The sequence below is a fragment of the Micromonospora ureilytica genome, from assembly GCF_015751765.1.
Lineage (GTDB): Bacteria > Actinomycetota > Actinomycetes > Mycobacteriales > Micromonosporaceae > Micromonospora > Micromonospora ureilytica.
The window spans coordinates 5,159,144-5,180,584 of record NZ_JADOTX010000001.1 but is presented as its reverse complement, the minus strand read 5'-3'; the positions used below and the strand labels follow the sequence as shown (position 1 = coordinate 5,180,584).

Below are 21,441 nucleotides of genomic sequence, written 5' to 3'. Positions count from 1 at the left end.
GCGGATGGCCGGCCGCCCGGCGCGAAGACGTCCGTTCCGGTGCAGCTCACCTCGGCCGTCAAGCGGGCTGCAACCCTACGCTCCCCAACCCGCCGCATCCAGCGAATTACCGACGCGACCACCCGACCGAGACGGCGTGTTGCCCGGTCGAGTGTCACCGAGTGGCGTATCGCAAGGTGGCGCGGCCTTCTCGCCGTGATCGACTCGGTTGTCATGAGGTCGCGGTGTCTGGTCGGCGGCGTCAGCAGCGCCGGTGGTAGAGGTTGCGACGTGGGGTGCGCAGCGGGTCGAGCCAGCTGGGCGGGAGGAAGTCGGGCCGGCCGTCCGCCGCGATGCGGACCGTCCAGTCGCCGCGGTGGATGAACCGGTGGTGGTAACCGCAGAGCAGCACCGCATTGCCCAGCGCCGTCACCCCACCGTCGGCCCAGTGTCGGAGGTGGTGACCATCGCACCATCTCGGCGGCCGATCACAACCAGGGAAGGCGCAACCGCCGTCCCGCAGGACCAGCGCGCGCCGTAGCGGGCCGGTGAAGAGCCGGCGCTGACGACCGACGTCCAGGACCTGACTGTTGCCGCCCAGCACGACCGGCAGCACCCCAGCGTCGCAGGCCAGGCGGCGGACCGCACCGGGCGTGAGGCGCGTGCCGGTCTCCAGTGCTCCGGCGCGTACGCCGTTGACCAGCTCGTCGAGCGACACGGTCACCACCAGCTGAGGACGGTCGCCGCCGTTGTCGGGCAGCTGACCGGTGCGTAGCGCCAGCCGGCAGATCTCGCCCAACGCGTCGGCACGGCGCTGACCAGGACTGCGGTCATCGTGCTCCCCGGCTGGGGTGCAGAGCGGATCGATGGCCTCGCGCAGCAGGCTCGCGGTTTCGGTGTCGAGGTTGCCGCTGAGGCGTACCTGCCCGTTCTGCTGCTCGGAGAGCGTGACGTGCCGGCGGGCCTCGGCCCGCTCGGTGGCCCGCTCCAGAGCCTTCAGCTCAGCTTCGTCGGCCAGCTCCGGGGCGACGTGCGTGAGGACGCGTTCGCCGAGCCGGCTCAGACTTGTCGGATCGAAGCGGTCGGCCCAGGCGACCAGCAGTTGGGTTGCCTTGTCCGCCACTTCGGGACCGGCTTCCGCCGGGAGGGCGGCGATCGTCTCGGCCACCACCCGGCCCTGCTCGACGGTGATGGCGCCGCCGAGTAGCGCGTCGCGCACCGCTGACGGGGCGGCGTCGATGGTGGCGGCGAGCTGGACCAGTTGGCGCGCACCGCGACCGGAGAGCCGTAGTCGCTCCCGCAGCCAGACCGCGGTGGACGAGGCGCCCTGCGCGACAGCCAGACCGCGGCCGTCCAACTCGCGGACCAGACCGAGCTGAACGGCGGCCAACCGCTGCGCCAACACCTGAGTCGCGTCGAGAGCAGCAAGCAGATCGTCGTCGGAGAGCCCCCAGAGCGCGGTCTCGGCGCAGTGGTCAACCGCACCGCCCACCTGCGTCAACGCCTCCAACATCAAGCCACACTAGAACTGGTGTACGACACTTTCGCGTTAGTGTTGATCAATGGATGGAAACCAAATTCGTCGATCATGGCGAGCCCCACGCCCTGCTCGTGGTCCGGGCCGAACGTGGGGGTGATGGCGGGTTGGGGGACCTGCCGGGATCATGGGCCTATGACCGAGGCCCGCCCTGACTCGCGCCGGATGACGATCAGCGACCCGCAGGTGATGCGGGCGATGGCCCATCCGGCCCGGATCGCGATCATGGAGTACCTGAGTAGCCGCGAGAGCGGTGCGACAGCCACCGAGTGTGCCGAGATCGTTGGGCTGTCGCCGAGCGCGACCAGCTATCACCTGCGTGCGCTGGCGAAGTTCGGCCTGGTCGAGCAGGCGCCGAGCCGAGGGGACGCGCGCGAGCGGCTGTGGCGCGTGCCGAGTCTGAGCGTGCTGGTCGAGGCGGGTCGTGATGCCGGGCCTGAGGCGCGTGCGGCCGAGCAGGCGCTGGTGGAGGCGCATGCGGTCCGGGCCATGGAGCGGACCCGGGACTGGTTGCGGCGCGCTGGGGACGAGCCCGCCGAGTGGTACGACACGGCCCTGTTCAGCGACACGCTGTTGCTGCTCACCGCCGAGGAGTTGGCCGAGTTGAACGAGGCGGTGCTGGCGCTGCTCCGGCCGTACCAACCACGACGGCGGCAGGGTGATCCACCGCCGGGGGCGCGCACGGTAGCTGTGCAGTACCGGACGGTGCCGCTGGCATAGGCAGGGTTGCATGGATCAGTTGTGAAGGATTATCTTCGAAGTATGTCCTTCACAACTGGAGAGTCGCGCTGGGCGGACGTCTGGATCGCCGCCGCGGCGCGGGGCACCACGATCTGCGGGGACTTCCTCGCGGCGACCGCCCTGGCGCTGGCCCTCCAGGGTGCCGGTGCCGGTGGGCTGGCCGTGTCGGGGCTGCTGCTGGCCGCAACCCTGCCCCTTGTGGTGCTCGCCCCACTCGCGGGTCGACTCGCCGACCGGATGGACAGCCGTTCCCTGCTGGTGACCATCGGGTTCGCGCAGGCCGCGATCTGCGCGCTCCTCGCCGTCGTCGAGCAACCGGTCCTGGTGGTCGGGCTCGTCACCCTGCTGGCCTGCGGGCTCGCAGTGACCCAACCCTGCCTGGCAGCGCTGCTGCCGGCGATGGTCCGTCCCGCCGACCTGCCGCGGGCCAGCGCGATCAGTCAGACCGCCGTCTCGCTCGGCGCGCTCGGCGGCCCGGTGCTGGCCGGCCTGTTGGTGGGGCAGTTCGGCACCCGCGTACCGCTGCTTCTCGATGCCGCGACCTACCTGGCGCTCGTGGTCGCGGGCCTGCTGTTGCGGACCCGACGCGGCGGCCGGCGGCCCGCCACCAGCCAGGCCGCCGCAAGCAGCCAGGCCCCCGCCGCCAGCCAGGCCGCCGCAAGCAGCCAGGCCGTCTCGGGCGGCGTGCCAACCGCCGGGGGTACGGAGATCGGCTGGCGGCTGCGCCGCGACCCGCTGATGCTCGTCATGGTGGTGAGCACCGCCGTGGTGATCGCGGCGATCGGCGGTATCAACGTGATCGAGGTCTTCTTCATCAGGGAGACGTTGGGAGGTTCACCGACCACGTACGGCCTGGTCAGTGCCGCATGGATGGCCGGAATGCTGCCGGGGACCTGGCTTGCCGTACGACTCGCCAGGCGGCTCGACGACGACGGCGCGTTGGTACGGGGGGTGCTTGCCACTCTGGCCGTGTGCAGCCTGATGGTGTTGCTCGCGGCGACGGTGCCGGCGGCGGGTGTGTTGGTGCCGCTCTGGCTGGTGGGGGGTGCGGCCAACGGTGGCGAGAACGTCTTCGCCAACCTGCTCACCGCTCGGCGGGTGCCGGAGGCGATGCGCGCTCGCGCGTACGCCAGCTACGGCGCGGCCGTGCAGGGTGGCTCGATGGCGGGCTTCCTGATCGGCGGGGCGTTGCTCGCGGTCGTTCCGCCTCGGCCACTGATCGCCGGCGCTGGTGTGGTCGGGTTGCTGGTGGTGCTGGTGTTCGTGCCGGTCGTGACCCGCGCGGCACGACGGTCGTCAAGTGCGGGCTTGGCCACTCCGGGCCGGCCCGCCGAGCCGGAGCCAGCCGCCGGGGATACGGTCGGGCCATGGCTGAGCGCATCGCACGCCCGCGGGTCGGGCACATCCAGTTCCTGAACTGCCTGCCCATCTACTGGGGTCTGATGCGCTCCGGTGCCCTGCTCGACGTGGACCTGCACAAGGACTCGCCGGACCGGTTGAGCGCGGCGCTGGTCGCCGGCGATCTCGACATCGGCCCGATCACGCTGTTGGAATACCTGAAGCACGCCGACGAGCTGCTGCTCCTGCCGGACCTGGCGGTGGGCAGCGACGGGCCGGTGCTCTCGGTCAACATGGTCTCCACCCGACCCCTCGGCGAGCTGGACGGCGCCCGGGTGGCGCTCGGTTCGACCTCGCGGACCGGGGTCATGCTGGCTCAGCTGCTGCTCGCCGAGCAGTACGACGTGCGGCCCGAATACTTCCGCTGCCCGCCGGATCTGACCCAGATGCTGTTGGAGGCCGACGCCGCCGTGCTGATCGGCGACGTGGCGCTGCGGGCGTACTACGAGGCACCGCAGAAGGGCCTCACGGTCACCGACCTCGGGCAGGCGTGGCGGGAGTGGACCGGGCTGCCGATGGTCTTCGCCGTCTGGGCGGTCCGCCGCGACTTCGCCGCCGCCCACCCGGGCCTGGTGAAGGAGGTGCACGAGGCTTTCCTGCGCTCGCGGGACCTCTGCCTGGCGGAGCTGGACCAGGTCGCGGAGGCGGCTGCCCGCTGGGAGACCTTCGACGCGGAGACGCTTGCCACGTACTTCCGGACCCTCGACTTCTCCCTTGGCGACCGGCAGGTCGCCGGGCTGCGCGAGTGGGCCCGGCGGGCCGCCGCCATCGGCGAGGCCCCGGCGCTGCCGGACGGCGGCCCCGAGTTCTTCGCCGGCTGACACCGCCGGCCCCGGGGCCAGCGCAGGCGGCGTTGGCCTGCGCGGCTCAGGTGCCGGGGCGGAGCAGCGCTTCGGTGATCTTCTCGCAGTTCTTCATGCCGTAGTCGTAGCCCATGTTGATCGGGTACTTGACCATCACGCCCATCGTCCAGGTGTCACCGATGGCCAGGCAGTTGATGTGCATCTCCTGCTCCCTGGTCCGGTCGATCCACCCGTTCTTGATGGCGATCTTCTTCTGCTCGGAGGCCGGGAATGCCTTGCGGATACCGAAGTCGCCAGCACCGCGAACCTGCTTCATCTCGTTGAGCAGCCACTTGGTCCACTTCGGCCCGGCGGCCGTGCCGGTGACGATGCAGTTGCCCATCCGGGCGGTGTCCCGGGGGGAGAGCGCCGTCCGGCTCCAGCCGCCGTCGGGGGCGACGCTGCTGTCGGTCAGCTTGCACATGGAGATGAGTCGCTTGATCGAGGCGTCCCGGTCGACCTGGTTGTAGAACTGTTCGGCTCGGGTGTTGTCGCTGTCCCTGATGATGCGTGTCGCGTCGGCGAGCTTCGCGTCGCTCGGGGTCTGGCCGGCGTCGGCCGCGCGACGCAGGTAGTCGGCGACGATCCAGGCCTTGATCATCGAGGCGGTCGTGCTGGTCTCGCCCATGTTCTTCGAACCGATGATCTTTCCGGTTCGGCGGTCGAGGACGCTCCAGGAGTACCAGCCCTTGATGTCCAGCTTGAGGTCCTTGGCCACGAAGGGCAGCGGTTCCAGCGAGGGGCTGGGGCTCGGGGACGGCGAGGACGGCTGGCGGGCGCTGCGGTCGGTGCCGGCGCCGGTGGGGCGGTCGCTGGTGTCGGAGCCGGCGTCACCCCACTTGGCCGCTGCGGACGACTCGAACGGCGACCCGGGCAGCAGCCGCAGCGACACCAGGACCAGCCCGATCAGGATGACCGCGACGGCGATCAGCCGAATCGGGGAGGCCTCGCCGCCGTTGCGCCGGTCGACCCGACGGTTGCCGGCCATCACAGCTTCCCGACCGGCTGCTGCGGCACCTTGAGCGCGGCGCCGGGCTGCGGGGTGACCAGTTGGGTGGCCACACTGGCGCAGACCTTCGCGCCGTAGTCCAGACCGGTCCTGATCGGGTAGCGAAGCATCACCGCGAGGCTCCACTTGCCGGTGACGGCGAGGCAGTTGACGTGCCAGTTGCCGTCGCCGTAGATGGGGGTCCACCCGTTCTTGATGCTGACCGGCCCCTGCGCGGTGATCGACTTGGGCAGACCGTCGATGATCCCCCAGCGGCCACCGCCGGACGAGGGTCGCTGGTCCTTGGCCGCGGTGGTGCCTTTGACCTTGCTCATCTGGTCCAACACCCACTTGGTCCACTTCGGGCCGGCGGCCTTACCGTCGGCGATGCAGTCGCCGACCCGGACCGCGTCGCGGGGGGACATCCGGGTGAAGCTCCAGAAGCCGGTGTACTGCTTGACGTTGCCGCGCTTGGTGTCGGTCAGCCCGCAGATCTTGATCGCCCGCTGGATCACCGGATCGGGGATGCTGCTGGACGAAGCCTTGTACGAGCCTCCCGCGGCGGCGTAGACCTTGTTGGCCGCCCCGTCGTTGCTGTCGACGATGGCGAGTCTAGCCATCTCCTTCATCGCTGCGGACGGCTCCTTGTTGCCGAGCTGTCGCAGGTAGTCGGAGACGATCCATGCCTTGATCATCGATTCGGTGGAGCTGGTCGCGGTCATGTTCGGCGACCCGGAGATCTTGCCGGTCTTCCGATCCAGCAGAGCCCACGAGAAGAACTGCCCCTTGAAGCTCACCGACACCGGGCCTGCCGCCAGGGTGGGTGGCGGTGGTGGGGCGGGTGCGGGAGCGGCGACGCTCGACGTACCGCCTCCGCCGCCTCCGCCGCTGTCGTCACTGGCGAGTCGGGCGTACGCGGTGGGGACCAGTAGGACGCCACCGAGCACGACCGCCGTGATGGCGAGCACCAGGGTCACGCGAGATCGCATGAGTGGGTGAACTCCAGGTGTCAGGGCCGGGGGGACCGGCTTGTCGTCGGGACGAATCGGTGCGATCGCCGAGGCCGGGGGAGGTGGCCTCTGTGGAGATGTCGATGTCGGCAGCCGATCGGTTGTCCGGCAGAAGTCTACGTCCGGACCGGCCGACCGCCAGGGTTCGACACTAGGCAACCTGCGATAAAGGCGGGATATGGGGCCGGTATGAGGTTTTTGCAGTGATTCACCTTTGTTTCGTGGCCTAAGTCACGACGACATAACGACCTCCAGGTAGCACAAAGCAGTCATTCGATTACGGATGGGATGCTCGGATTCCTGTTACACCCCCTGGTGCAACGAGGCGCAAGCTGTAACACTTAGCCTCATGTATGGCAACGACTTCTCCGCCCCGAACGGCACCCCGGACGAGGCGCCCGGCGGCCTGCTGGGCGAGGTCGAGGCCGCCGAGGCAGAGCTGCGAGCAGCGGCGGCGCGCGGGCGGCGTGGCGGCCCCGCGCCGGACGAGGACCTGGCGGCGTACTTCGCCGAGGTGGTCGACGCCGAGCAGAAGATCGAGCCCCGCGACTGGATGCCCGACGCGTACCGGCGGACGCTGATCCGGCAGATCGCCCAGCACGCCCACTCCGAGATCATCGGCATGCAGCCGGAGGGCAACTGGATCAGTCGGGCGCCGTCGCTCAAGCGCAAGGCGATCCTGTTGGCCAAGGTGCAGGACGAGGCGGGTCACGGCCTCTACCTCTACGCCGCCGCCGAGACCCTCGGCATCAGCCGTGACGAGCTGGTCCAACTGCTGCTCGACGGCCGCCAGAAGTACAGCTCGATCTTCAACTACCCCACTCTCAGCTGGGCCGACGTGGGTGCCATCGGGTGGTTGGTGGACGGCGCGGCGATCGTCAACCAGGTGCCGCTCTGCCGTTGCTCCTACGGCCCGTACGCCCGCGCGATGATCCGGGTCTGCAAGGAGGAGTCGTTCCACCAACGGCAGGGGTACGAGATCCTGCACACCCTGGGGCACGGCACCCCCGCGCAGCGGGCGATGGCACAGGACGCGGTGGACCGATGGTGGTACCCGTCGCTGGCCATGTTCGGCCCGCCGGACGGCGACTCCACGCACTCCACCCAGTCGATGGCCTGGAAGATCAAGCGTTTCTCGAACGACGATCTGCGGCAACGCTTCGTCGACATGTGCGTCCAGCAGGCCGAGATCCTCGGGCTGCGCATCCCCGACGCCGACCTGCGCTGGAACGACGAGCGGCAGGCGTACGACTACACCCAGCCGGACTATGACGAGCTGATGCGGGTGATCTCCGGCGACGGGCCGTGCAACCGCGAGCGGATCGCCCACCGCCGGGCCGCGCACGCCGACGGCACCTGGGTACGCGAGGCCGCCGCGGCGTACGCCGCGAAGCGGGCGGGACAGAAGGAGACGGTGGCCGCGTGAGCGTGCGTAGCGAGCAAGCCGAGCAACCTGGCATGACGAGTCATTCGCCTTTGTGGGAGGTCTTCGTGCGGGCCCGGCGCGGGCTGTCACACACGCACGTCGGCAGCCTGCACGCCCCCGACGCCGAGCTCGCGCTGCACAACGCCCGCGACCTCTACACCCGCCGCCAGGAGGGCGTGTCGATCTGGGTGGTGCCGGCCGGCGCGATCACCGCGTCCAGCCCGGACGAGAAGGACGCCTTCTTCGACCCGGCCGCCGACAAGGTCTACCGCCATCCCACCTTCTACGAGGTGCCGGACGGGGTGGCACACCTGTGAACGGGCCCTTCGACTTCACCCTCTCGCTCGCCGACGACGCGTTGGTCGCGGCCCAGCGGCTGGCCGAGTGGGCCACCCGCGCACCGGAGATGGAAGAGGACATCGCGCTGTCCAACATCGCCCTCGACCAGCTCGGCGCGGCGCGCCTGCTGCTGTCGTACGCGGGCGAGTTGGAGGGCGCCGGGCGCGACGAGGACGCGTTGGCGTACCTGCGCGACGACCGCGAGTTCCGCAACGCGCTACTGGTCGAGCTGCCCAACGGCGACTTCGCGGTGACGATGGCGAAGCTGTTCTTCCTGGCGGCCTACCAGCTGCCGCTGTACACGGCGCTGGCCGGTTGCGCGGACGAGCGGTTAGCCGCCATCGGCGCGAAGGCGCGCAAGGAGTCGGCGTACCACCTGGACCACGGCGCGCTGTGGGTGAAGCGGCTCGGTGACGGCACCGAGGAGTCGCACCGTCGGATGCAGACGGCCGTCGACCAGGTGTGGCCGTACACCCATGAGCTGTTCGCCGCGGACCCGGCGGCGCCGGTCGACCCGGCCACAGTGCGGCCGGCGTTCGACGAGGTCGTCGGCCCGGCGCTGGCCGAGGCGACGCTCACCCGGCCGGACAGTGCCTGGGCCCCGGCCGGCGGGCGGGCCGGTGTGCACACCGAGCACCTGGCCTACCTGCTCGCCGAGATGCAGGTGCTGCACCGGGCCCACCCCGGAGCGAACTGGTGAACCCCAGAGACGCGGCCGCGTCGGTGGTGGACCCGGAGATCCGGGTCATCACCATCGACGAGCTGGGCATCCTGCGGGCGGTCGAGGAGGACCCGACCAGTGGCCGGGTCACCGTCACCATCACCCCGACCTACACCGGCTGCCCGGCGATGGACGTGATCCGGGCCGACATCCGCCGCGCGCTCACCGCTGCCGGCCATCCGGACGCCGAGGTCCAGACCGTCTACAGCCCACCGTGGAGCACCGACTGGATCTCCGAGGGTGGGCGGGCCAAGCTCGCCGCCGCCGGGATCGCCCCGCCGGCCCCGGTGCCCACCGCCGGCGTCGTGTCGCTGACGCTCGCGGTCCGCTGCCCGCAGTGCGGCTCGCCGGAGACCGAGCAGGTCAGCCGGTTCGGCTCCACCGCGTGCAAGGCGCTGTGGCGGTGCCGCTCCTGCTCCGAACCCTTCGACCACCTGAAGGCGCTGTGACTGTCACCATCACCCGTCCGGTTCGCCGCCGGCCGGTCTTCCACCCGCTGTCCGTCGCCGCCGTCGACCGGCTCACCGACGACTCCGTGGCGGTGACCTTCGCCGTACCCGAGGAACTGCGGGAGACCTTCGCGTTCCGCGCGGGCCAGCACCTCACGGTCCGGCGAGTTGCTGAGGACGGCGCGGACGTGCGCCGGTCGTACTCCATCTGCTCCACCCCCGACGACCTGGCCCGGCGCGGCCGGTTGCGGATCGGGGTGCGGGAGATCCCCGGCGGCGCCTTCTCGGCGTTCGCCTGCGGGGCGCTGCGCGGTGGCGACACGGTCGAGGTGCTGCCGCCGCTGGGCACCTTCACCACGGCGTTCGCGCCGGACCGCGCGCGGCACTACGGCGCGGTCGTCGCCGGCTCCGGCATCACCCCGGTGCTCGCGCTCGTCGCGACAGCCCTGGCCGTCGAGCCGGCCAGCACCTTCACACTGGTGTACGGCAACCGCACGGCGAACACTGTGATGTTCGCCGAGGAGTTGGCCGACCTGAAGGACCGCTATCCCACCCGGCTGCACCTGGTGCACGTCCTCTCCCGGGAACAGGGCGAGTCGCCGCTGCTCTCCGGTCGGATCGACGCCGAGCGGCTGGGCCGGCTGCTGGGCACCATCGTGCCGGGCGACCTGATCGAGGAGTGGTTCCTCTGCGGCCCGTACGGCATGGTGGTCGACGTCCGGGACGTGCTGACCGCACACGGGCTGCCCGAGTCGGCGGTGCACACCGAGCTGTTCCACGTCGACACACCACCGGAGCCGGTGCGCCGACCCGTCGACCAGGCGGGCGCCGGGGCCGAGGTCACCATCGTGCTGGACGGCCGGTCGTCGAGCTTCACCATGGGCCGCGAGGAACGGGTGCTGGACGCCGCGCTGAAGGTACGGGGCGAGCTGCCGTACGCCTGCAAGGGCGGTGTCTGCTCGACCTGCAAGGCGAAGGTCGTCGACGGCTCGGTCACGATGGCCCGCAACTACGCGCTGGAGCCCGACGAGCTGGCCGCCGGTTACGTCCTGACCTGCCAGTCCAGCCCGACCACCGACAAGCTCACCATCGACTACGACGCGTGAGGCCGCCGAACGACCGCGAGTTCGTCGAGCGGTTCGCCGACGTCACCGGAGGGCGTCGTCCGACCGGCTACGTGGAGGGATGGGAGCAGTTCGTCGGGTTCTGCGAGGAGGGCTACGACGACGTCTTCGACGAGTACTGGCTCGACCTCAGCATCCGGGACGCCATCGAGAGGGTGCTGACCGACGAACGGTTGTTCGGCTTTCCGCAGATGGGGTGGGTCCGGGAGCGGGTCGCGGCTGCGGACGAGCGGTTCCGGGCAGTTCTCTCCGAGCAGGGGATGCCGGGGCTCTCCGAGCGTCCGTGGTGGGAGGCGTACGCGCCGGCCTGGGCGGGGCCGGAACTCGCGGCGGAACTGCGGGACACCTACGGCATTAACGTCGAGGTACGCGAGAGCTGAGTAGATCCGGCAGCCTGCCGTTCCGGGGGTGTTGCCCTAGATCACTCCGGCATAGGGGAGATTTATCAGATCGCCCAACGGCCAATTCCTTGCCCGTGGGAGACGGGCAGAGGTAGCCTGCAACTGCCAGGGGCAGTAGCTCCTTGGAAGTGAACCCGGCAGCCTTCCGGACGGTGGGTGAGCCGGGTTTCGCGTCTCCCGGGCCCTGTCAGACCTGCCGCGTCTCCCTGACGACGCGCTGCACGGACGTCTTCCATCGGCCACCCTTGGCCCAGCACCAGGCCAGTGCGTCGGGAATCGCCAGCAGGCACTCCTCGTGGGCTCTCAGTTGGTCGTAACGCAGGTTGCCGGACGTCCCCGACTTCCTCACCTGCTCGAAGAGCAGACGCTGGTCGGCTTGGAATGTCGAATCGTCACGCTCCAGGACGAGGCGTGCAGCGTTTATCTTCGCTGCGTGCTCCACGAGTTCGACGAGGCAAGCCTCGCGCACCATCCTGGGGTCACGATGTCTTCTTGCGTCGAAGATCACCGCGTGGGCAGACAGTGTGACGACGGCAGCGATTATCTGCCGGCGTCGGTCGTCTTTTTCCTTGTGAAAATGGATACGGCGCTGGCCGGGCAGGATCAGATCGCGAATGGTCCGGCGGGCAGCGGCCACATCCGCCGGCAGTACGATCGCAGCCGCGACGAGAAGCCCTCGCTCCTTGGTCTCGTCCACGAAGACGTGCGCGTTCATGGAGCGTGGACCTTTCTCGTGGAGGCCAAGGGCGGGTCAGGCGTTGACGATGTCGCGGATTCGATCCAGCCTCTGTTGGGGCGTCAGTGCTTCGAGGTGCTTGGTGCCGATGGCGTTGAGCTCCGCCCGAACGTCGCAGTTGTCAGGCTCAAGGACAGCGTCGATTACCCGTGCCCGGGACCCGCCGTCTCGCACGTAGATCCAGACCGTCTGCGACTGGCGAGGCTCGGTGTTGAGTTCCGCATCGAGCCGTTGTGGGGGGAAGAAGCCGAGGCCGGTCGCCCTGAGCCTGTCCGCGATCTCCACCAAGACCCAACGGCCCAGCTTTCGGTAGCCCAACTCGTCCCGTAACTCGCCGAGGGTTGCTTCCGTTAGCCCGCCGTCGGCCCGACATCGGGCGGCAATGCCCGGAGCGGTATCCATCTCGCTCATATCGCAACCTCCCTGGGGCGAAGCCTTGAAGAGGATGTTCGCGTTCATGAGTACAGGTTGTCAAGCGCAGACTGACAAGTTATAGATGATCTCAAAATATAATAGGCGCCCGCATGTGTATCCCCGGGCCGAAGGCCACGTCGGGGGCCGACGTAGGCTCGGGGGGTGACGGTGAGCCGGGAGATCGACGACATCCTGCAGCGCGGCGCGGACGGCGGGCGGATCACGCCCGAGGAGGCGCTGCTGCTCTACACCGAGGCGCCCTTCCACGCGTTGGGCGAGGCGGCGGACGCGGTGCGTCGGCGGCGCTACCCGGACAACGTCGTCACCTACCTGATCGATCGCAACATCAACTACACGAACGTCTGCGTGACGGCGTGCAAGTTCTGCGCGTTCTACCGGGCCCCCAAGCACAAGGAAGGGTGGACCCACCCGACCGAGGAGATCCTGCGCCGGTGCGGCGAGGCGGTCGAGCTGGGCGCCACCCAGGTGATGCTCCAGGGCGGGCACCACCCGGACTACGGCGTGGAGTACTACGAGGAGTTGTTCTCCTCGGTCAAGCAGGCGTACCCGCAGCTGGTCATCCACTCGATCGGCCCCAGCGAGATCCTGCACATGGCCAAGGTCTCCGGGGTGAGCCTGGACGAGGCCATCGCCCGGATCAAGACCGCCGGCCTGGACTCGATCGCCGGCGCCGGCGCGGAGATGCTTCCCGAGCGGCCCCGCAAGGCCATCGCGCCCCTCAAGGAGTCGGGCGAGCGCTGGCTGGAGGTCATGGAGCTGGCCCACCGGCAGGGCATCGAGTCGACCGCCACCATGATGATGGGCACCGGCGAGACGCACGCCGAGCGGATCGAGCACCTGCGCATGATCCGGGACGTACAGGACCGCACCCGCGGTTTCCGGTCCTTCATCCCGTGGACGTACCAGCCGGAGAACAACCACCTGAAGGGCCGCACCCAGGCGACCACCCTGGAATACCTGCGGCTCGTCGCGGTGGCTCGGCTCTTCTTCGAGACCGTGCCGCACCTGCAGGCGTCCTGGTTGACCACCGGTAAGGACGTCGGGCAGCTCTCACTGCACATGGGCGTGGACGACCTCGGCTCGATCATGCTGGAGGAGAACGTCATCTCCTCCGCCGGGGCGCGGCACCGCTCCAACCTGCACGAGCTGATCGGCATGATCCGTTCGGCGGACCGGATCCCCGCCCAGCGCGACACCCTCTACAACCGGCTCGCCGTGCACCACACGCCGGCCGACGACCCGACCGACGAGCGGGTGGTCTCGCACTTCTCCTCGATCGCGCTGCCCGGTGGCGGCGCGGGCCGATCCCTGCCTCTGGTGGACGTCAGCTGACGCGCCGTCTGCTTCGCGACGGCCACGGCCGCCTCGACACCCGGCCGTTCGGCTGATCGACGCTCATGCTCCCGCCGGATCACCCCCCGGCGGTACGGGTGGTCCCCGCCGCCGCAGCGTCAGGCTGTCCGGTGCGGGGCTGGTGGAGATGATCGTCGGCCGCTAGCGTCCCGGCTCATATCCGTGACCACCGTCGCCAGACGGGGCTGTCCTCCATCGGCCCGCTGCGGGTCGTTCATATAACGCACGGCAGTACGGGCGGGATGGGTGACCATCCCGCCCGTACTGTCTGCCCAGCTGGGGCTGGACGGATGAAAACGGGTCCGCCTGCTGGCGTGGAAGATCGGCCTCCGATAGCGTCCGCTCGTTCCGCAACCATTCTTTCTTCCCTACCCCCGGGGGACTGATGACAGCGTTCCACCGCTCGACGCTGGTGCGCGCCAGTGTCGTGGCGCTGCTCGCGGCCGGCGGCATCGCCGCCGTGGCCGCCCCAGTGCTGGCGGCCGAGCAGGCCGACCTTGCCCTGGTGCCGCTCAGCTACAACCTGGCCAAGGGTGTCACGGAGGCCAAGAGCAAGCCGTTCAAGTTCACTGTCGACAACACCCGGAGCGAGGAAGACGCCAAGGGTGTCAGTTACACGGTGGACACCAGCAAGCTGAAGACGAACAAGGTTCGGGTCGTGGTGCCCGACGGCTGCCGGGTGAACGGCAAGAAGTTCACCTGCCGCCTCGGTGACCTGGCCGCCGGCACCAGCGAGGACTTCGGCATTCCGATCTTCTCCACCGGTGGTAAGGGTGCCGCCGGCACGCTGGTGGTCACCATCCGCTCCGCCACCGAGGACCCCAACAAGGAAGACAACAAGGTCGAGCACGACATCACCGTCACCGAGCCCGGGTACGACCTGACCAGTTGGGTGCAGGACGTCAACGCGAACGTCGTGGTGAACGGCGTCAACGGCGACGACCCCGACCTTCGGCCGGTGCGGCCGGGCGAGACGGTGCCGGTCGACTGGGCCGTCTACAACGACGGCAGCCGCAAGGCCACCGGCCTCGCCTACGTGCTCACCCTCCCGGCGGGCGTCACCTTCGACACCCTGCCGGACACGTGCACGCAGCAGTCCTTCGGTGTCGCTCAGGCGCTCTGTCAGGACGACGGCGCGGTGATCCAGCCCGGTGACTACTACACGGCGGACATCAAGGTGACAGTCGGCAAGGACGTCACCGAGCCGGTGCTGCGGGTCGGCGAGCTGGTCGCGCACGGTCTGGACGCGGCAGCCGGCAAGCCCGAGGAGCAGCCGAAGCGGGCCAGCACCGCTCAGCGGAAGACCTTCACCGAGGTCGACGAGGGCGACAACCAGGCGATCTTCGACGTCTTCGTCGACCAGGCCGAGGACCCGACGCCGACGCCCACGCCAACCGTCACCCCGACCGAGACGCCGACTCCGACGCCGACGGTCACTCCGACGGAATCGCCGACCCCGACTCCGACGCCGACCGAGTCGCCGACTCCGACGCCGACTGTCACTCCGACCGAGACGCCGACGCCGACGGAGACGCCGACTCCGACGCCGACGGTCAGCCCGACCGAGTCGCCGACCCCGACGCCGACGGCTACGCCGACCGAGTCGCCGACTCCGACGCCCACGGTCACTCCGACCGAGACGCCGACGCCGACCGAGACGCCGACCCCGACGCCCACGGTCACTCCGACCGAGTCGCCGACCCCGACCCCGACGGCTACTCCGACGGAGACGCCGACTGTCACTCCGACGCCGACCGCGACGGCCACCCCGACCGAGACCCCGACCGCGACGGCCACGCCGACTCCGGTCCCGAGCGGTACGACGACGCCGGGCACGACCGTCTCGCCGGGTGCCGGCGGCGGTTCCGACGGTGGCGGCTCGGGCGGTGGCGGCCTGCCCGTGACCGGTGTGCAGGTCGGCCTGATCGGCGGGATCGGCGTGATCATCCTGCTCGTGGGCGGAGCGCTGCTGGTGCTCAGCCGTCGCCGCAAGGTGGTCCTGGTGTCGCCGGCCGACGAGAAGTCGACCGACTGACACCGGTGCCCTGACCAGCGGCGCGCAGAAGAGGCGCGACCGCGACGGGTGCGAGGACGACACGCGTCCTGACCGAGGCGTCATGGACGCGGGCACGACGCGAGGGCGGGGTGGGCGACCACCCCGCCCTTTCGCGTACGCGCGGCATGCCGCCCACGCAGCGAGCGTCGCGGGCGTGCCGCCCACCCAGCGAGCGTCGCTTGGCGGGCGGCTGGCAGAGTGGAGGGGTGAGCCGTACCCCGCAGGGCCAGCGCGCCAGTCTGGACAAGCAGCCGCACGAGGTCGCCGCGATGTTCGACGGCGTGGCAGAGCGTTACGACCTGACCAACACGGTGATCTCGATGGGTCAGGACCGCTCCTGGCGCCGGGCCACCCGGGCGGCGCTCGGGCTCCGGCCGGGCGAGCGGGTGCTGGACGTGGGCGCGGGCACCGGTGTCTCGACGCGCGAGCTGGCCCAGTCCGGGGCGTACGCGGTCGGGGTCGACCTGTCGCTGGGCATGCTGCACACCGGCAAGCGGGCCCGGCCCGAGGTGCCGCTGCTGGCGGGAGACGCGCTGCGCCTGCCGTTCGCCGACGCCAGCTTCGACGCGGTGACCATCTCCTTTGCGCTGCGCAACGTCAACGACACCGACGCGGCGCTGCGTGAGCTGGCCCGGGTGACCCGGTCGGGTGGCCGGTTGGTGGTCTGCGAGTTCAGCACCCCGGTCAACCCGGTCTTCCGGACGGTCTACCTGTCGTACCTGATGCGGTCGCTGCCGGCGGTGGCCCGCACGGTGTCGAGCAACCCCGAGGCGTACGTCTATCTCGCCGAGTCGGTCCGGGCCTGGCCGGCGCAGTCCGCGCTGGCCGGGCGGGTGGCCGCGGCCGGGTGGGGACGTGTGGCGTGGCGCAACCTGACCGGCGGCGTGGTGGCCCTGCACCGGGGGATCCGCGAGTAGCTGACGGACCGCATCAAGCGGCACGGACATTATTCAGGTTCCGGCAATATCGGCTTTTAGTCCACTTTGCCCGGTACGCTCGAGCGCATGACCGGAGCAGACCCGGCGGACCCGGTGGCCGCCACCGACGACGACGCGGCCGAACTCATCGCCCAGTTGCGCCAGTTGGCCGGGGCCGACCCGGTGGAGGTCCGGCAGGTGGTCGCCGAGGTGTTGGCCGCACTGGACCGGGCTGCGGGTGGGGCGCTCCGCGAACATCTGCCGGAGACGATCCGGGTCGACGCGGGCCTGGACGCCTCCAGCCCGGCCTGACACCCGACCGCTGTGGACGGTCATCGGCTGTCACATCGGCGAGTTAGGTACCCCTGATCCTGCGCTGGTATGACGCCGGTCATACACTCGTCCCGTCTGGCTTGTGAAGCATTTCACGAGCGTGCGGGAGGAGGCGCGAATGACCGCGGTGGAACACGACGCCGACGTCATTGTCGTGGGCGCCGGTCCCGGTGGATCAGCGACTGCGTACCACCTGGCCCGGCACGGCGTACGGGTGCTGTTGTTGGAGAAGACCGAGTTCCCCCGGGAGAAGGTCTGCGGCGACGGGTTGACCCCGCGCGCGGTGCGCCAGCTCATCCGGATGGGTGTGGACACCTCGCCCGAGGCTGGCTGGCTGCACAACCGGGGTCTGCGGGTCATCGGCGGCGGGGTGCGCCTCGAACTGGACTGGCCGGAGCTGGCCAGCTTCCCCAACTACGGTCTGGTGCGCACGCGTCTGGACTTCGACGACCTGCTCGCCCAGCGTGCGGTGGCCGCCGGCGCGAAGCTGCGGACCAGCGTCAACGTGCTGGGCCCGGTGCTCGACGGCGACGGTCGCGTGACAGGCGTCGAGGCGGAGGTCGGGCCGGACAAGGAGCCCACCACCTTCCACGCCCCGCTCGTCGTCGCGGCGGACGGCGTCTCCGGCCGGTTCCCGCTAGCGCTCGGGCTGGCCAAGCGGGAGGACCGGCCGATCGGCGTGGCCGTCCGCCGCTACTACCGCTCACCGGCCAAGGCCGACGACAACTACCTGGAGTCCTGGCTGGAGCTGCGCAGCAAGGACAGCGGCGACAACCTGCTGCCCGGGTACGGCTGGATCTTCGGCCTCGGTGACGGCCGGGTCAACGTCGGCCTCGGCGTGCTCAACTCGTCGTCGGCGTTCGGCAAGACCAACTACCGCCGGCTGCTCACCGACTGGCTCGCCAACACCCCGGAAGACTGGGGGATGACCGACGAGACCAACGCCGACGGTCCGATCCTCGGTGCCGCGCTGCCGATGGGCTTCAACCGGGTGCCCCACTACACGCGGGGCGTGCTGCTGGTCGGCGACTCGGGCGGCATGGTCAACCCGTTCAACGGCGAGGGCATCGCGTACGCGATGGAGTCCGGCGAACTGGCCGCGGAGGCCATGGTCCAGGCCCTCGCCCGGCCGGCCGGCCCGGAACGCGAGCGCGCGCTGATGGCGTACCCGAACGAGCTGAAGGCCCGGCTCGGCGGCTACTACCGGTTGGGCGGCATCTTCGTGAAACTGATCGGCCGCCCCGAGATCATGCGGATCGCCACCAAACACGGCATGCCGCACCCGACGCTGATGCGTTTCGTCCTCAAGCTGTTGGCCAACCTGACCGACCCGCGTGGCGGGGACGCGATGGATCGGGTCATCAACGCGATGACGAAGGCCGCCCCAGCCGTATAAGTAGGACGGCATCGGCGCTGGTCACGGCCCCGACGCTGACAAAGATCGACCCCCGCCGACTGCCACTGCGAGGGACGTGAATAGTGTGATTTTCGTCAAGCACCGAGGGCAGGGAAGGACGAGCAGGAGAAAACGATGTCGCTCTCGCCTTACGCACCGATCATCGGGCTGTTCGCCCTCGCCGCGGCGTTCTCGCTGTTTTCCGTTGGCGCCGCCCGCTTCGCCGGTCCCCGTCGCTACAACAAGGCCAAACTCGAGGCTTACGAGTGCGGCATCGAGCCCAGCCCACAGCCGGTCGGCGGCGGGCGGTTCCCGATCAAGTTCTACCTGACGGCGATGCTCTTCATCGTCTTCGACATCGAGATCATCTTCCTCTACCCCTGGGCGGTCTCGTTCGACGCTCTGCCGATCTTCGGCTTCGTGGAGATGGTCCTGTTCATCGTCGCGGTCTTCGTTGCGTACGCCTACGTGTGGCGGCGCGGCGGCCTGGACTGGGACTGAGGAAGGAACGTCAGATGGGCATCGAGGAGAAGCTTCCCGCCGGCGTCCTGCTCACCTCGGTGGAGAAGCTGGTCAACTGGTCTCGGAAGTCGTCCGTGTGGGGCGCCACCTTCGGCCTGGCCTGCTGCGCCATCGAGATGATGGCCGCCGGTGGTCCGCACTACGACATGGGCCGCTGGGGCATGGAGGTCTTCCGGGCGTCGCCCCGGCAGGCCGACCTGATGATCGTGGCCGGCCGGGTGAGTCAGAAGATGGCCCCGGTGCTGCGCCAGATCTACGACCAGATGGCCGAGCCGCGCTGGGTGCTCTCGATGGGCGTCTGCGCCAGCAGCGGCGGCATGTTCAACAACTACGCGATCGTGCAGGGCGTCGACCACGTGGTGCCTGTCGACATGTACCTGCCCGGCTGTCCGCCCCGGCCGGAGATGCTCATCGACGCGATCCTCAAGCTCCGCGAGAAGATCATGTACGAGCCGCTGGGCCCGAACGGTCGCAAGATGCTCGCCGCCCGCCAGGAGCGTGGCGACGTTCCGATCGTTCCCTACGGCTCGATGCCCTCCTCGTACCGCAGCGACAAGGCCCGCCGCGCCGAGTGGACCCGGGCGGTCCGCGAGGGCCGCGAGGAGCAGCTGCGTATCGAGAACTGGATGAACGCTCAGAACCACCTCCACCCGCAGGCAGGCCCGAAATGACGTCACCCACGGACAAGCCAAACGACGGCGGCGTACCGCTGCCGGTGGTGCCGGCCGGCGCCACAAGTGGTGCCCCCGCCGAGCTCCCGCCGTCCAGCCCGGCCGGTCGCGGGATGTTCGGCAACCAGGGCACCGGCGACGTGTCCGGTTACGGCGGCCTGGTCCGCCAGCGCCAGCCCATCGAGGAGGCGTCCCGGCCGTACGGGGGCTACTTCGACGAGGTCCGTGACGCGCTGGAGGAGGCGTACCCGGCCTTCGGCGACGCGATCGAGAAGGTCGTGGTCGACCGGGGTGAGCTGACCCTGCACGTACGCCCGGAGCGCATCGCCGAGGTCTGCCAGGTGATGCGGGACGACCTGGCGCTGCGCTTCGAGCTGTGTTCCTCGGTGTCCGGTGCGGACTACCTGGGCGCCGACGAACGCCGCCTGCACGTGGTCTACCTGCTCACCTCGATGACGTACCGGCGGCGGGTCCGGCTGGAGGCCGCGGTCTCCGTCGAGGCCCCGAACCTGCCGAGCGTGACCGCCATCTACCCGACCGCCGACTGGCAGGAGCGGGAGGCGTACGACATGTTCGGCATCGTCTTCGACGGCCACCCCAGCCTGACCCGGATCCTGATGCCAGACGACTGGGAGGGCCACCCGCAGCGCAAGGACTACCCGCTCGGCGGCGTCCCCGTCGAGTACAAGGGCGCGGAGATCCAGCCGCCGAACGAGCGGAGGTCGTACCAGTGAGCGCTACGTCGAACTACGCCAGCGAGCACGAGACCGACGAGGGGCGGGTCTTCACCGTCACCGGTGGAGACTGGGACACGATCGTCGCGGGCACCGACCCGATCAACGACGAGCGGATCATCGTCAACATGGGTCCGCAGCACCCGTCCACGCACGGGGTGCTGCGGCTGATCCTGGAGCTGGAGGGCGAGACGGTCCGCGAGGCCCGCTCGGTCGTCGGCTACCTGCACACCGGCATCGAGAAGAACCTCGAATACCGCAACTGGGTCCAGGGTTCGACGTTCGTGACCCGGATGGACTACCTCGCCCCGATCTTCAACGAGACGGCGTACGCCCTCGCGGTCGAGAAGCTGCTCGGCATCACCGACGACATCACCGAGCGGGCCACCACGATCCGCGTGCTGATGATGGAGCTCAACCGGATCTCGTCGCACCTGGTCTGGCTGGCCACCACCGGCATGGAGCTGGGCGCGATCTCGATCATGCTGTACGGCTTCCGCGAGCGGGAGTACATCCTCGACATCTTCGAGACCATCACCGGTCTGCGGATGAACCACGCGTACGTCCGGCCGGGCGGTGTGGCGCAGGACGTGCCGGACGAGGCGATCGTCAAGATCCGCGAGTTCCTCAAGATGATGCCGAAGAAGCTCAAGGAGTACGAGGACCTGCTCTCCGGCCAGCCGATCTGGACCGAGCGGACGAAGGGCGTCGCGGTGCTGGACGTCACCGGCTGCGTGGCCCTCGGCATCACCGGCCCGGTGCTGCGCTCCGCCGGCCTCGCCTGGGACCTGCGCAAGACCATGCCGTACTGCGGCTACGAGACGTACGAGTTCGACGTGCCGACCCACCCCGACGGTGACGTGTGGGGTCGCTACCTGGTCCGGCTCGCCGAGATCCGGGAGTCGATGAAGCTGGTCGAGCAGGCACTTGACCGGCTCCGCCCGGGCCCGGTGATGGTCGCCGACCGCAAGATCGCTTGGCCGGCGCAGCTGGCCATCGGCGTGGACGGCATGGGCAACTCGCTGGAGCACGTCGCGAAGATCATGGGTCAGTCGATGGAGTCGCTGATCCACCACTTCAAGCTGGTGACCGAGGGCTTCCGGGTCCCGCCCGGCCAGGTGTACGTCGCCATCGAGGCGCCCCGCGGCGAGCTGGGCGTACACGCGGTGTCCGACGGCGGCACCCGGCCCTACCGGGTGCACTACCGGGAGCCGAGCTTCGTCAACCTGCAGGCCCTCCCGGCGATGGCCGAGGGCGGCCTGATCGCCGACGTGATCGCCGGCGGCGCCTCGTTGGACCCGGTCATGGGGGGTTGTGACAGGTGAGCGCGAGG

Annotated in this window: 23 protein-coding genes; 18 read left to right on the top strand and 5 right to left on the bottom strand. The window is 69.6% G+C overall.

The window, feature by feature from the left end; all coding sequences use genetic code 11:
* Positions 1 to 241 precede the first annotated feature (241 nt).
* Positions 242 to 1,492 carry an HNH endonuclease signature motif containing protein gene (locus IW248_RS23610; protein ID WP_196928726.1) on the bottom strand — a complete coding sequence of 417 codons (1,251 nt, stop codon included), beginning with the start codon at positions 1,490 to 1,492 and terminating at the stop codon, positions 242 to 244.
* A 159-nt stretch (positions 1,493 to 1,651) separates the two neighbouring features.
* On the opposite strand from IW248_RS23610, the gene IW248_RS23605 reads away from it, so the two are divergent.
* Genes IW248_RS23605 through IW248_RS23595 form a run of 3 tightly spaced genes read left to right on the top strand, consistent with a single transcriptional unit; the run spans position 1,652 to position 4,476 of the window.
* Positions 1,652 to 2,236 carry an ArsR/SmtB family transcription factor gene (locus IW248_RS23605; RefSeq protein ID WP_124821359.1) on the top strand — a complete coding sequence of 195 codons (585 nt, stop codon included), beginning with the start codon at positions 1,652 to 1,654 and terminating at the stop codon, positions 2,234 to 2,236.
* Positions 2,237 to 2,278: 42 nt separating this feature from the next.
* Positions 2,279 to 3,673 carry an MFS transporter gene (locus IW248_RS23600; protein ID WP_196928725.1) on the top strand — a complete coding sequence of 465 codons (1,395 nt, stop codon included), beginning with the start codon at positions 2,279 to 2,281 and terminating at the stop codon, positions 3,671 to 3,673.
* The gene (locus IW248_RS23595) at positions 3,625 to 4,476 is read left to right on the top strand and encodes a menaquinone biosynthetic enzyme MqnA/MqnD family protein (RefSeq protein ID WP_196920646.1); all 852 of its coding nucleotides are present in this window, start codon (positions 3,625 to 3,627) and stop codon (positions 4,474 to 4,476) included. The genes IW248_RS23600 and IW248_RS23595 overlap by 49 nt, the downstream gene beginning before the upstream one ends.
* Before the next feature lie 46 nt (positions 4,477 to 4,522).
* On the opposite strand, the gene IW248_RS23590 is transcribed toward IW248_RS23595, so the two are convergent.
* Together IW248_RS23590 and IW248_RS23585 are read right to left on the bottom strand one after the other, a co-directional pair.
* On the bottom strand, positions 4,523 to 5,485 hold the full coding sequence (locus IW248_RS23590) for a serine hydrolase (RefSeq protein WP_196928724.1): 963 nt from the start codon (positions 5,483 to 5,485) through the stop codon (positions 4,523 to 4,525).
* Positions 5,485 to 6,474 carry a hypothetical protein gene (locus IW248_RS23585; RefSeq protein ID WP_196928723.1) on the bottom strand — a complete coding sequence of 330 codons (990 nt, stop codon included), beginning with the start codon at positions 6,472 to 6,474 and terminating at the stop codon, positions 5,485 to 5,487. The genes IW248_RS23590 and IW248_RS23585 overlap by 1 nt, the downstream gene beginning before the upstream one ends.
* A 370-nt stretch (positions 6,475 to 6,844) precedes the next feature.
* Here IW248_RS23585 and paaA point away from each other — a divergent pair, with 370 nt between their 5' ends.
* The 6 genes from paaA to IW248_RS23555 are packed head-to-tail and all read left to right on the top strand — an operon-like array spanning position 6,845 to position 10,934.
* The gene (gene paaA, locus IW248_RS23580) at positions 6,845 to 7,921 is read left to right on the top strand and encodes a 1,2-phenylacetyl-CoA epoxidase subunit PaaA (RefSeq protein WP_196928722.1); all 1,077 of its coding nucleotides are present in this window, start codon (positions 6,845 to 6,847) and stop codon (positions 7,919 to 7,921) included.
* Between the two features lie 32 nt (positions 7,922 to 7,953).
* Positions 7,954 to 8,238, top strand: coding sequence for a 1,2-phenylacetyl-CoA epoxidase subunit PaaB (gene paaB, locus IW248_RS23575; protein ID WP_124821353.1), 285 nt, complete (start codon positions 7,954 to 7,956; stop codon positions 8,236 to 8,238).
* Positions 8,235 to 8,960: a 1,2-phenylacetyl-CoA epoxidase subunit PaaC gene (gene paaC, locus IW248_RS23570; RefSeq protein ID WP_196928721.1), complete on the top strand. Its 726-nt coding sequence runs from the start codon at positions 8,235 to 8,237 to the stop codon at positions 8,958 to 8,960. The genes paaB and paaC overlap by 4 nt, the downstream gene beginning before the upstream one ends.
* Positions 8,954 to 9,430, top strand: a complete 477-nt coding sequence (paaD, locus tag IW248_RS23565; RefSeq protein ID WP_196930332.1) for a 1,2-phenylacetyl-CoA epoxidase subunit PaaD — start codon at positions 8,954 to 8,956, stop codon at positions 9,428 to 9,430. Before paaC ends, paaD begins: the two co-directional genes overlap by 7 nt.
* The gene (paaE, locus tag IW248_RS23560) at positions 9,427 to 10,536 is read left to right on the top strand and encodes a 1,2-phenylacetyl-CoA epoxidase subunit PaaE (protein WP_196928720.1); all 1,110 of its coding nucleotides are present in this window, start codon (positions 9,427 to 9,429) and stop codon (positions 10,534 to 10,536) included. Before paaD ends, paaE begins: the two co-directional genes overlap by 4 nt.
* Positions 10,533 to 10,934 (top strand): hypothetical protein, encoded by a 402-nt coding sequence (locus IW248_RS23555; RefSeq protein WP_196928719.1) that lies wholly within the window; start codon positions 10,533 to 10,535, stop codon positions 10,932 to 10,934. Before paaE ends, IW248_RS23555 begins: the two co-directional genes overlap by 4 nt.
* 208 nt (positions 10,935 to 11,142) lie before the next feature.
* Here the strand turns inward: IW248_RS23555 and IW248_RS23550 are convergent, their stop codons facing one another.
* Together IW248_RS23550 and IW248_RS23545 are read right to left on the bottom strand one after the other, a co-directional pair.
* Positions 11,143 to 11,670, bottom strand: a complete 528-nt coding sequence (locus IW248_RS23550; protein WP_196928718.1) for a hypothetical protein — start codon at positions 11,668 to 11,670, stop codon at positions 11,143 to 11,145.
* Positions 11,671 to 11,706: 36 nt separating this feature from the next.
* Entirely contained in the window at positions 11,707 to 12,150 is a 444-nt protein-coding gene (locus IW248_RS23545) for a hypothetical protein (protein ID WP_196928717.1), read from the bottom strand.
* A 117-nt stretch (positions 12,151 to 12,267) separates the two neighbouring features.
* Here IW248_RS23545 and mqnC point away from each other — a divergent pair, with 117 nt between their 5' ends.
* The 9 genes from mqnC (at position 12,268) to IW248_RS23500 (ending at position 21,433) form a co-directional block, all read left to right on the top strand.
* Positions 12,268 to 13,458 (top strand): cyclic dehypoxanthinyl futalosine synthase, encoded by a 1,191-nt coding sequence (gene mqnC / locus IW248_RS23540; protein ID WP_196928716.1) that lies wholly within the window; start codon positions 12,268 to 12,270, stop codon positions 13,456 to 13,458.
* A 406-nt stretch (positions 13,459 to 13,864) separates the two neighbouring features.
* A complete protein-coding gene (locus tag IW248_RS33985; RefSeq protein ID WP_231396411.1) occupies positions 13,865 to 15,514 on the top strand; it encodes a hypothetical protein in 1,650 nt (549 codons plus the stop codon).
* A 227-nt stretch (positions 15,515 to 15,741) separates the two neighbouring features.
* Complete coding sequence (locus IW248_RS23530) at positions 15,742 to 16,452, top strand: demethylmenaquinone methyltransferase (protein WP_196928715.1); 711 nt, start codon at positions 15,742 to 15,744, stop codon at positions 16,450 to 16,452.
* Positions 16,453 to 16,539: 87 nt separating this feature from the next.
* On the top strand, positions 16,540 to 16,764 hold the full coding sequence (locus IW248_RS23525; protein WP_124821347.1) for a hypothetical protein: 225 nt from the start codon (positions 16,540 to 16,542) through the stop codon (positions 16,762 to 16,764).
* A gap of 139 nt (positions 16,765 to 16,903) precedes the next feature.
* Entirely contained in the window at positions 16,904 to 18,181 is a 1,278-nt protein-coding gene (locus IW248_RS23520; protein ID WP_124821346.1) for a geranylgeranyl reductase family protein, read from the top strand.
* 135 nt (positions 18,182 to 18,316) lie between these two features.
* The gene (locus IW248_RS23515) at positions 18,317 to 18,682 is read left to right on the top strand and encodes an NADH-quinone oxidoreductase subunit A (protein ID WP_007454588.1); all 366 of its coding nucleotides are present in this window, start codon (positions 18,317 to 18,319) and stop codon (positions 18,680 to 18,682) included.
* Between the two features lie 14 nt (positions 18,683 to 18,696).
* On the top strand, positions 18,697 to 19,374 hold the full coding sequence (locus IW248_RS23510) for a NuoB/complex I 20 kDa subunit family protein (RefSeq protein ID WP_124821345.1): 678 nt from the start codon (positions 18,697 to 18,699) through the stop codon (positions 19,372 to 19,374).
* Entirely contained in the window at positions 19,371 to 20,108 is a 738-nt protein-coding gene (locus IW248_RS23505; RefSeq protein ID WP_196928714.1) for an NADH-quinone oxidoreductase subunit C, read from the top strand. The genes IW248_RS23510 and IW248_RS23505 overlap by 4 nt, the downstream gene beginning before the upstream one ends.
* On the top strand, positions 20,105 to 21,433 hold the full coding sequence (locus IW248_RS23500) for an NADH-quinone oxidoreductase subunit D (RefSeq protein ID WP_196928713.1): 1,329 nt from the start codon (positions 20,105 to 20,107) through the stop codon (positions 21,431 to 21,433). The genes IW248_RS23505 and IW248_RS23500 overlap by 4 nt, the downstream gene beginning before the upstream one ends.
* The last annotated feature ends 8 nt before the right edge of the window (positions 21,434 to 21,441 follow it).